Genomic DNA, 9,403 nt, shown 5'->3' with positions numbered 1-9,403 from the left:
GGGCCTCGGATGGGGTTCTCGCGCGGATTCCGCAGGGGCTTCCGGGGCAACCGCCTTACGAGCCCGCGGACTTCATCTTGTGGGTGAACACCCAGGTGGCGACGTTCTCGCCGAGTGTCAGTCCGTCGCTCGCGTCCCACGGGTAGTGGACGCCGAGCCAGACCCTGCTGTCGGCCTCCTCGCGGGCGGCCTGGCCGAAGCTGGTGAACGTCCGTGTCTTGACCGGTGACCTGGGCTCGTCGGTCGATGCCGTGAAGGTGATGTCGTCGGTCTTGAAGTACTGCCGCATGATCCCCGCCCAGGCGGCACCGAACGCGGAGTGTCCGGAGGCCCAGGCCGGGAAGCACGGTGTCGTGCCCGCGAGCGGCTTCCACGTGGTGTCGCGCAGGCCCTCGCGGATCGCCGAGACGGGACGCCACAGGTCGATCGGCGTCTGGTACTTGACGTCCCACTCGGCGATCGCGGCGTCCGCCATGGCGACCGAGACGAGCGCGAACAGCCGGGCGTTCTGATACGTCGTCAGGCTCCGGTCCCGTGACACCCGGGCGGTGATGTCGAGCAGCTGCCCCGGCGGCTTGTAGGTGCCGTTCGCGTCGTTGGCCCAGAACCAGGCGGCCGCGGTCTGGTCGGTCGTCCGCGTCGTGGAGCCGGCCGCGCCGAGGTCACGCACCTGCCGCACCTGCTCGGCGTAGGCGGGGCTCGCGAGCAGTTCCCCGTACGAGGCGTACTGCCCGGGCGTCGACGGCCGGAACTGGGAACCGGAGGTGAGCGCCCACGGCTTGACCTTGCCCCATTCGGGGATGGCGGCCTGGCTGCCCTGGCTGCACCCCGGGTCCGGCAGGTCGGGGTAGCTGGTGGGCAGCCAGGCGCCGGGCTTGCCGTCCGGGGTGTAGGCGGTCTGGTCGTCCGAGCCGTCGGCGGTGCGGAACTTCCACATGTTGGTGACGACCGTGTTGACCACGGTGGCGTCCAGGAGGTCGAAGTCCGTGGGGCTGGTGCCGAAGCGCTCCTTGAACCTGTTGTCCAGGTAGGTCGTCTGATCGGGGAACAGCTTCAGCAGGATGTTGTAGGCGGTGCGGCCGATGATCCGCTCCTCCTCGCCCGGACCCTCCGACCACGCCGCGTAGTTGACCGCCTGGAGGTAGGGGTCCGAGGTCATGGTGTGCCAGCGCAGCCGGTAGGAGCTCTCGGCGTCGTAGACGGCCGCGTTCATCTCGGCGGCGGCCCGCGAGATCGGGCCGGGGGCGCCGCCGGCCGTACGGATCGCGCCGAGGAGGACGTCGTTCCAGTACAGGACCGGGTCGCCGGTGTAGTTCGGCGCCGCGGAGGCCGGCTGGGGCGCGAGGGCCGGCGCGCCGACACCCGCGGCGAACACGGTCGCGAGGGCCACCGCCATGGCGCGTATCCGGCCGCGTCTGCCTCTTCTCTCGCGCAGTGTGCGGAATGTGCGCAGCGTACGGGACATGCGGGACAATTCCTCTCTGCCGATGCCTCGATCGCTCACGCCTCGCCGCACCGCGTATGTGCCGTACGCGGTGCGGCGGGGTGTGGTGCGAAGCGTGTGCGTGGTGCTTCGGTGCGATGTGCGGAGGGGCTGTGCCGTGCGGAGGTGCGGTGCGGAAGTGCTGTGCGTGCGTACCACCTTAGGTGCCGCGCGCGGTGGGGGCGCATCGAACAGGCGTGACAAGTGACAGAGATATGACCGGCCGGCCGTCGACGGCGTGGTGTTCAGGGGCAGGTGACCACCTGACCGGCCCAGGACAGGCCCCCGCCGAACGCGAGCAGCAGCACCGGCCCACCGCTCGGGAGTTCGCCGCGCTCGGTCAGCTTGGACAGGGCGAGCGGGACGGACGCGGCGGAGGTGTTGCCGGACTCCACGACGTCGTGGGCGATCACCGTGCTCTCGGGCAGGTCGAGTTGGCGTACGACGGCGTCGATGATCCGCAGATTGGCCTGGTGGGTGACCACGCCCGCCAGATCGGCCGGCGTCAGTCCGGCCCGCGCGCAGGCCTCGCGGACGATGGCGGGCAACTCGCCGGTGGCCCAGCGGAACACGGTCTGCCCCTCCTGGGCGAAGCGCGGGTGCCAGTCGTCGACGAGCCGGACCGCGTCACCGCGGGTGGGGTCCGAGCCCCAGCACACCGGGCCGATCCCCTCCTCGGCGGAGGCGCTCAGCACGGCGGCGCCCGCCCCGTCGCCGAGCAGGACGCAGGTACGGCGGTCGGTCCAGTCGGTGACGTCGGACATCTTCTCGGCGCCGATGACCAGGGCGTGCCGGGCGGCGCCCGCGCGCAGCGAGTGGTCGGCGCAGGCCAGCGCGGTGCAGAAGCCCGCGCAGCCGTTGTTGAGGTCGAAGGCCACCGGGGCGGGCAGACCGAGGCGCCCGGCGACCTGGGCGGCGATGGAGGGGCAGCGGTCGATGGCCGAGCAGGTCGCCACGGTGATCAGCCCGATGTCGGCCGGCTCCAGCCCGGACGCGGCCAGGGCCTTGCTCGCGGCGGCCGCCGCCATGTCGGTGACCGACTCCTCGGGGGCGGCGATGCGGCGGGTGGCGATGCCGGTACGGCGCCGGATCCACTCGTCGCTGGTGTCGACCATGGTGGCCAGGTCGTCGTTGGTCAGGACGCGCGTCGGCTGGTAGTGGCCCAGGGCGGCGATACGGCTTCCCGGCACGGCGTGATCTCCTCGGCTCGGCATCAGGTGCCCGGAATATAGCAACCGATCGGTCGGAAGCTGAAGCGGTCCCCCCTCGCCTACGATGGTGGGCATGAGCCCTCGCAATTCCGTGGCCGAAGCCCGCAGGACGCGGCAGCGCATCGTCGAGCGCGGTATCGCCCTCGCCTCGCGGGACGGCCTCGAAGGGCTCACGATCGGGCGGCTGGCCGCGGACCTGAAGATGAGCAAGGCCGGTGTGCTCGGGCATTTCGGCACCAAGGAGGCCCTTCAGCTGGCCACTCTGGAGGGCGCGGCGGTGGCGTTCTCCCGTCTGGTGTGGGAGCCCGCGGCGGACGTGGAGCCGGGGCTGCCCCGGCTGCGGGCCGTCTGCGAGGCGTGGATCGCCTACCTGGACCTGGACGCCGGGCGTGCCGTCTTCCCCGGCGGGTGTTTCTTCACCACGGCGTCCATCGAGTTCGACGCCCGCGGCGGCCCCGTCCGCGAGGCCGTGGCCCGGATGTACCGGGTGTGGCGGCGCCGGCTGGCCGCCGAGGCGCGTAAGGCGGTGGCGGCGGGCGACCTGCCGGCGGACACCGACCCGGACCAGGTCGTGTTCGAGCTGATCGGCCTCTTCATGGCCCTGAACCAGGAGATCCAGCTCTTCGAGGCACCGGACGCCACCGACCGCATCCGGCGGGCACTGGACCGCCTGCTCGGCCCACACCCGGAGCGGCCGGCCGCGTAGCCGCGCCGGCTCGGGCGTGCTGTCGCCGGGGCGCGTCAGCCGTGCTCGGCGTCCTCGTCGAAACCGCCCAGGTGAACCGGCGGCGGAAGGGACTCGCCGGTCGCGGGCAAGGCGCTCGGATGCCAGGCCGGCCTCTTCGGGCGGACGGTCTGCCCGGTGGTGGCGAGTTCGTCCAGCGATCACCGGCGGTGCCCGTAGCGGGCCTCCTCGGTGGTGACCACGACCGTGCGCGCCTCGTCGGCCGTGACGCGGGCCAGGGGTACTCCTCGTACTGGTCGAACCCGCGGCCGTCCACCCTGAAGAGCGCCCGCCGGGTCCACACCACCGGGCTCGGCCGGTGGGCGGCGAGGATCAGCGCCGTCTCCTCCTGGACCTCGCGCACGGCCGCCCGCAGACGGTCCTCCCCCCCGTCCTCGCTATCCGCGGCCTTGCCGTACAGGACCTCGCCCGTTCACTGGGGCGCCCCGTGGGCCGCTGGTGCCGTGCCACGGACCGCGGGTCCCGGGCCGCGGTCCGTGGTGGGCCGGCTGTGGGGAAGCCGGCCCGTGGTGTTCCCTGGTGCTCAGCCCGCCTTGTTCACCTGCGCGAGAGCCTTGGTGAGGCCGTAGGCCCACAGCTGGTTGACCCGGGAGCGCTCCGTGGCGTTCGGGTAGCGGTTGGTGCAGGAGGGGCCGGGGCCGCCGCCCGACATCAGCTCGCTGCACGGCCCGCTGTAGTGGTCGGGCAGGCCCAGCACGTGCCCGGTCTCGTGGGCGGTGACGCGGATGGAGTCGTACTGCTGGTTCTGCGTGTAGTCCAGGAATATGTAGCCGCTGCCGTGACCGTCGGTGGAGGCGTAGGAGCCGCGCGAGTCGTTGCCCTCGTAGTAGGCGAAGTCGCCGCCGCTGGAGGTCGCCTGGAGCTTGACGTTCGACACGGAGCTGTTCCAGATCGAGGCGGCGCTCGATATCTGGTTGCGGAAGCTCGGGGCCTGCGAGGCGTTGTAGTAGACGGTCACCGCCTTCAGGGAGGGCTGCTCGGCCTGCCGCTTGGCGACCGACTTCACCACGGCGTCGAAGAACGCCTTGGCGCCGGCGTCCTCGGCGCTGCCCACGTAACCGGCGGCTACGGTGCGGGCGGGCGCCGCGGCGGTGTCCTGCGCGCCGGCCGGGCTCGCGGTCCCGAGCGCGGCGGAGGCCAGCCCGAGACCGAGGGCCAGGCCCAGAAGTCTCCTGGTGCTCTTCGACCCGGTGCTGTTTCGGAACGATGCCATGGGGGGCTCCTTCTCGTCCTGTGGGGTTGAACGATCGGTTGCCAGTGAGTCTCCGGCAGCCCAACACGGCAGGGGATGATGGCACTTGGGGATAGCTCCGGACTATCGCCGACCGACTCGTCCGCTTTCCTTGTAACTTGAACATCTGGTGTCGTCTCCGGTACCGCCCTACGCTCCCCACATGGAGTTGGAGGTGAGACATCTGCGCGTGCTCTGCGCCATCGCCGACACCGGCAGCCTGCACAAAGCGGCCCGGGAACTCGGCCTGGCACAGCCCTCGTTGAGCACCCAGCTACGACGGATCGAGCGCGCGCTCGGTGCTCAGCTCTTCGTGCGCGCCCGCACCGGCTGCCGGCCCACCCCGCTGGGCCTGGCGGTGCTCAGCCGGGCCAGGCCGCTGGTGGCGGAGTTCGCGGCGATCGTCACCGAGACCAGGGCGGCGGCGGCCCGTGCCGCCGGCGGGTTCCAGCTGCGCATCGGGGCCACGGCGAGCAGGGCCATCCCGGCCTGGCTACGACTGCTGCGGACCCGGCGCCCGGGGGTCGAGCCGACGCTGCAGATGAGCGTGTCCGCCAACGCGCTGCTGGGCATGGTCGCGGCCGGCCGGCTCGACATGGCCTTCGTGCACGAGGTCGAGGGCAGTCCGCTGCGCGTGCCGCCCGGACTGTGCCTGCGCGTGCTGGTCGAGCGGGAACCGCAGTTCGTCACGCTCGCCGCGGACCATCCGGCGGCCTCGCGGCCCCGGGTCAGCCTCACCGACCTGGCCGGCGACCGCTGGATGGTCGACTCCACGGTGGACGGCGAGTGGGACGCCCTGTGCCGGGCGCTGCGCGCTGCGGGACTCGATTCCGAGATGCTGCACGGTGACTACCTCACCGCGTACTCGCTGGCCGCCATCGGCGAGGTGGTCACGGTCAGCCAGCCGACCGCCCCGGTGCGTCCGGATCTCGCGATCCGTCCCCTGGAGGGCGACCCGATCGGGGTACGGCTGCTGCTGGCGGCCCGTTCGGAGCGTGAACTGGACGCTGCCTACCCGGAGTTGGAGGAGGCATACTGGGCGGTGGCATGGGAGGCACCGGCGTACCGGGAATGGCTCGGGCGCGCGCACCCGGCAGAAGGCGAACCGGACGCACCTGCTGTGCCGTACCGCCCGCCCGCCCACCACCCGGACCCGGACACACCACCGGCACGCCGGCCGCGGCCACTGGCGGCCGATGCGCACGCGGGGTAGGCGGACCACCGGGCGGGGGCGGCCCGCGCGGCCTGGGTGTACTGACCCGCAGCGCTGTTCACAGGGCTGATTGGCGGCTTGCCTCCGAGCCGACCATGTACTCCCCGGTGGTGGAAAAGCCGTTCCATGCGTACCGGACCGTTTCTCCGGAGTCATGCCGGCGCCACGAACGGTGTCCTGCCTATTGAAGTGCGCGGGTGACCACGAGCGCACCGGGCCCGACCGCATACGGAACGGCGTCGTCGGTCCGGCGCGGCCCGGCCGCCGGGAGAACACGGCGGCGTATCCCGCCGGACCACCTCTCCGGGGCCTCCGCGCGGGTGGCCCGCTTTCCGGGGGCCGCAGGGCGGGAGGCACCGCACACCGTGCCGCGCGGCCCCCGGCGACCCCGGGCTCCCGGTCAGGCCTGATGGCAGGGTGCGGGCACGTCCTGCTGCCGGACGGGCCGGGCCGGTCCTCCGTCGGTCAGCGCCTGCCACCACGCCGTGCAGCCGTAGTGACCGGCCTGCACCGCGATCTCCGGGCTGCGGATCGAGCCGTGCCAGACGAACGGGGGCACGCCGTCCAGCGGCCGGGGCGTGGCGGTGAAGTGGCTCAGCGGCGTACGGAACCTGCCGTGCCAGTTCACCTCCTCCTCCCGCCACAGCCGGTGCAGCAGCGCGTAGTTCTCCAGCGCGAGGGGGATGTCCAGCCGGATGTCCTTGCCGAACCACGGGTAGACCGGGGCGGTGTTGCCCCGGCCGAGCACCAGGTCCACGCGTCCGTCGGCCAGGTGCTGTGAGAACGCGTAGTCCTCGGCGATCTTCACGGGGTCGTTCGTGGTGATCAGGGTGACCGCGGTGGACAGGATGATCCGCTCGGTGCGCGCGGCGATGTAGCCGAGCAGCGTCGTCGGGGACGTGGGCACATGGGGCGGGCTGTGGTGCTCGCCGGTGGCGAAGACGTCGAGCCCCACCTCCTCCGCCTCGAGCGCGATCCGGACCATCGACTTGATCCGCTCGTGCTCGGTCGGGACACGGCCCGTGGTGGGGTCGGGCGTGACGTCCCCGACGCTGTAGATGCCGAATCGCATGGGGCGGCTCCTCACAGGGGTGGCAGTGACGACAGGTCGCAGCGCTGCGCACCCGCTGTGGAGGAGGCGTGGGCCGTGCCGGTCCCGGATGCGCAGGTCAGGTTTCGGATCGGTCCCGGCCGGCGGAGACCAGGCGCCGGGCCTTCTCCAGCGCCTCGTCGCCGTCGGCGCCCGCCAGGATGGCGTCCAGGAGGCCCGGGTAGCGCGCGTCGAGGTCGTCGCGGCGCAGGGACAGCAGGTTCTCCCTGCCGGAGGGGTGCTGCCAGATGACCCCGCTCTCGCGCAGTACGCGCCAGTGATGCGTCATCGTGGACTTGGCGGTGATCCCCAGCAGTCCCAGGACGCTGCCGCAGTTGTGTTCCCCGCCCGCGTCGAGCACACGGACGACGGCGAGTCGTACGGGGCTGCCCAGCGCGGACAGCACGCTTTCGATCCGGATCTGGTCGCGGTCTGGATGGCGGCTCATATTCCCACAGTACCGCGATATTCAAACTTTCCATCACCTGGGCGCTTGCGGATCGTTCGCGTCGTTCCCAGGCGCCGGACCGCCGCTCCGGCGCCCCTGCCGGCTCCCCTCGGGAGCTGATCGCCCGCATGGATCTCCTCTCGGCGCGCCCGCCCGGACGGTCCGGTCGACGAGCGGCGACGGTTCGACTGTACTAAGGTTGCCGAACGAAGCAACGTACGTAAGAATACGAACAGTCGTGACGATGTGGCGCCGTCCGGGCTGCCGGGCGCGCCGCCCGGGCTTCCGAGCCATGGGAGAACGCACGTTCCACAGCTCCAAGAACCACACCCTCGGATCCAGAAGGGGCACTTCTGTCATGTCCTCTGCATCAGTGCCGATCCAAGGAAGCTCGGGCGGCGCCCCACGCCACTTGGGCTGGATCCTGACGCTGCTGGCCCTCGCGCAGCTGCTCTACGGCCTCGACCTGAACATCGTGTTCGTGGCGCTGCCCGAGATCGGTAAGGAGCTCGGCTTCCCCGGCCAGACCCAGCAGCTGGTGGTCAGCGCCTACGTCGTCTTCGCGGGCGGCTTCCTGCTGTTCGGCGGGCGCGCGGCGGACCTGCTCGGCCGGCGCAGGATGTTCGTCCTCGCCCTGACGATGTACGCCGCGTCGTCGCTGGCCGGCGGACTCGCGCCCAGCCCCGAGATCATCGTCGTGGCCCGCGCCGTCCAGGGCATCGCCGGTGCCCTGCTGCTGCCGTCCACCCTGTCGCTGATCAACACCCTCTTCGAGGAGGGCCCCAAGCGGAACCGGGCCCTCGCGGTCTGGGGCGGCGCCGGGGCCAGCGGGCTGACCATCGGCGCCCTCCTCGGTGGTGTGCTGACGGAGAACTTCGGCTGGCCGTCGGTCTTCTTCGTCAACGTTCCCTTCGGCGGCCTGGTCGCGCTGTGCGCCCTGTTCGTCATCCCGCGTGACCCGGCCCGCACCGAGCGCCGCAAGTTCGACTTCCCCGGCTCCCTCACCGTCACCGGCGGAGCCACACTGCTGGTGTTCGCCCTCGTCGAGGGTCCCGAGCGGGGCTGGGGCGACGGCCTGGTGGTGGGCGCCTTCGTCCTCGCCGTCGTGCTGCTCGCGTTCTTCGCCCTGGTCGAGTCGCGCAGCTCCGACCCCCTGATGCCGTTCCGGCTGTTCCGGAACCGCAACCTCACCGTGGGAATGCTCGTCACCTTCCTCTACATGGCGACCTTCGGTGTCCTGCCGTACTTCCTCACCGTCCTGATGCAGAGCGTGCACGGCTACAGCGCCCTGCAGACCGGCCTCGGCTTCCTGATCCCGTCGCTCGCGATCGCCACGGGCACCCAGCTCGGCGAGCGGTTCGCCAGCCGGATCGGCACCCGCACCACGCTGATCATCGGCTTCGTCGTCGGTATCGCCGGCACGGCCGGCCTCGCCTTCGGCTTCGACGCCGACGCCGGCTACGCCGTGCTGGTGCCCGGACTGATCGTGTCCGGCGTCGGCCAGGGCATCGTCTGGACCGCGATGTGGATCGCCGCCGCCACCGGCACCGCACCGCAGGAGCAGGGCGTGGCGAACGGCATCGCCTCGACCGCGCTGAACATCGGCAACGCCATCGGCCTGGCGATCTTCACCGTCATCGCCGAGATCGGCACCGACGGCAAGGCGGGCCAGGCGCTGAAGGCGGCCCAGGCGGACGGCGAGTTCCTCGTCGTGATGCTCACCGCGGCCGGCATGGTCGTCGGTCTGCTCGTCACACTGGCCCTGCGGCGGCAGCCGGCGCCCGCCGCCGTGCCCGCGCCCGGCAGTGAGGAGGAAGGGGCCCTCGCGGCCCGCTGAACCCCCGGACGGCGGGCATCCAGCGACCGGGAATCCCCCGTTCGGCTCCCCGCCCGCCGTCCGGCTCCCCTCCGGAGCCGGCAACCGGCGATCCTCCCCCTCGACTGGGCGGCCGTCTCCTTCCACGGCGTACGCGTTCCGTACC

General features: G+C 71.9%; 7 protein-coding genes and 1 pseudogene. 3 read left to right on the top strand and 5 right to left on the bottom strand.

The genetic code is table 11. The features are described from left to right. Window positions 1-55: 55 nt before the first annotated feature. Both H5J33_RS14005 and H5J33_RS14000 read right to left on the bottom strand, forming a co-directional pair. A complete protein-coding gene (locus tag H5J33_RS14005; protein ID WP_258565059.1) occupies window positions 56-1,465 on the bottom strand; it encodes a vanadium-dependent haloperoxidase in 1,410 nt (469 codons plus the stop codon). 263 nt (window positions 1,466-1,728) lie between these two features. Continuing rightward, entirely contained in the window at window positions 1,729-2,673 is a 945-nt protein-coding gene (locus H5J33_RS14000; RefSeq protein ID WP_181795231.1) for a beta-ketoacyl-ACP synthase III, read from the bottom strand. Window positions 2,674-2,767: 94 nt separating this feature from the next. On the opposite strand from H5J33_RS14000, the gene H5J33_RS13995 reads away from it, so the two are divergent. Continuing rightward, window positions 2,768-3,400 (top strand): TetR/AcrR family transcriptional regulator, encoded by a 633-nt coding sequence (locus tag H5J33_RS13995; RefSeq protein WP_181795230.1) that lies wholly within the window; start codon window positions 2,768-2,770, stop codon window positions 3,398-3,400. A 562-nt stretch (window positions 3,401-3,962) separates the two neighbouring features. On the opposite strand, the gene snpA is transcribed toward H5J33_RS13995, so the two are convergent. Next, on the bottom strand, window positions 3,963-4,652 hold the full coding sequence (gene snpA, locus H5J33_RS13990) for a snapalysin (RefSeq protein ID WP_181795229.1): 690 nt from the start codon (window positions 4,650-4,652) through the stop codon (window positions 3,963-3,965). Between the two features lie 181 nt (window positions 4,653-4,833). On the opposite strand from snpA, the gene H5J33_RS13985 reads away from it, so the two are divergent. Continuing rightward, a complete protein-coding gene (locus H5J33_RS13985; RefSeq protein ID WP_181795228.1) occupies window positions 4,834-5,883 on the top strand; it encodes a LysR family transcriptional regulator in 1,050 nt (349 codons plus the stop codon). Window positions 5,884-6,373: 490 nt separating this feature from the next. Here the strand turns inward: H5J33_RS13985 and H5J33_RS13980 are convergent. Continuing rightward, a pseudogene (locus H5J33_RS13980) lies at window positions 6,374-6,955 on the bottom strand (LLM class flavin-dependent oxidoreductase); the annotation flags it as partial. A 97-nt stretch (window positions 6,956-7,052) separates the two neighbouring features. Further along, window positions 7,053-7,421 carry a helix-turn-helix transcriptional regulator gene (locus tag H5J33_RS13975; RefSeq protein WP_181795227.1) on the bottom strand — a complete coding sequence of 123 codons (369 nt, stop codon included), beginning with the start codon at window positions 7,419-7,421 and terminating at the stop codon, window positions 7,053-7,055. A gap of 358 nt (window positions 7,422-7,779) precedes the next feature. On the opposite strand from H5J33_RS13975, the gene H5J33_RS13970 reads away from it, so the two are divergent. Continuing rightward, entirely contained in the window at window positions 7,780-9,258 is a 1,479-nt protein-coding gene (locus H5J33_RS13970; protein ID WP_181795226.1) for an MFS transporter, read from the top strand. Window positions 9,259-9,403 lie beyond the last annotated feature (145 nt).

This window comes from Streptomyces sp. WELS2 (assembly GCF_013870595.1).
Lineage (GTDB): Bacteria > Actinomycetota > Actinomycetes > Streptomycetales > Streptomycetaceae > Streptomyces.
The sequence above is the reverse complement of the archived record's forward strand: the minus strand, read 5'-3'. Positions and strand labels throughout refer to the sequence as shown.

Coding starts and splice junctions, on each gene's coding strand:
- H5J33_RS14005 (WP_258565059.1), bottom strand. CDS start 1,465: ATGTCCCGTACGCTGCGCACATTCCGCACACTGCGCGAGAGAAGAGGC.
- H5J33_RS13995 (WP_181795230.1), top strand. CDS start 2,768: ATGAGCCCTCGCAATTCCGTGGCCGAAGCCCGCAGGACGCGGCAGCGC.
- snpA (WP_181795229.1), bottom strand. CDS start 4,652: ATGGCATCGTTCCGAAACAGCACCGGGTCGAAGAGCACCAGGAGACTT.
- H5J33_RS13985 (WP_181795228.1), top strand. CDS start 4,834: ATGGAGTTGGAGGTGAGACATCTGCGCGTGCTCTGCGCCATCGCCGAC.
- H5J33_RS13975 (WP_181795227.1), bottom strand. CDS start 7,421: ATGAGCCGCCATCCAGACCGCGACCAGATCCGGATCGAAAGCGTGCTG.
- H5J33_RS13970 (WP_181795226.1), top strand. CDS start 7,780: ATGTCCTCTGCATCAGTGCCGATCCAAGGAAGCTCGGGCGGCGCCCCA.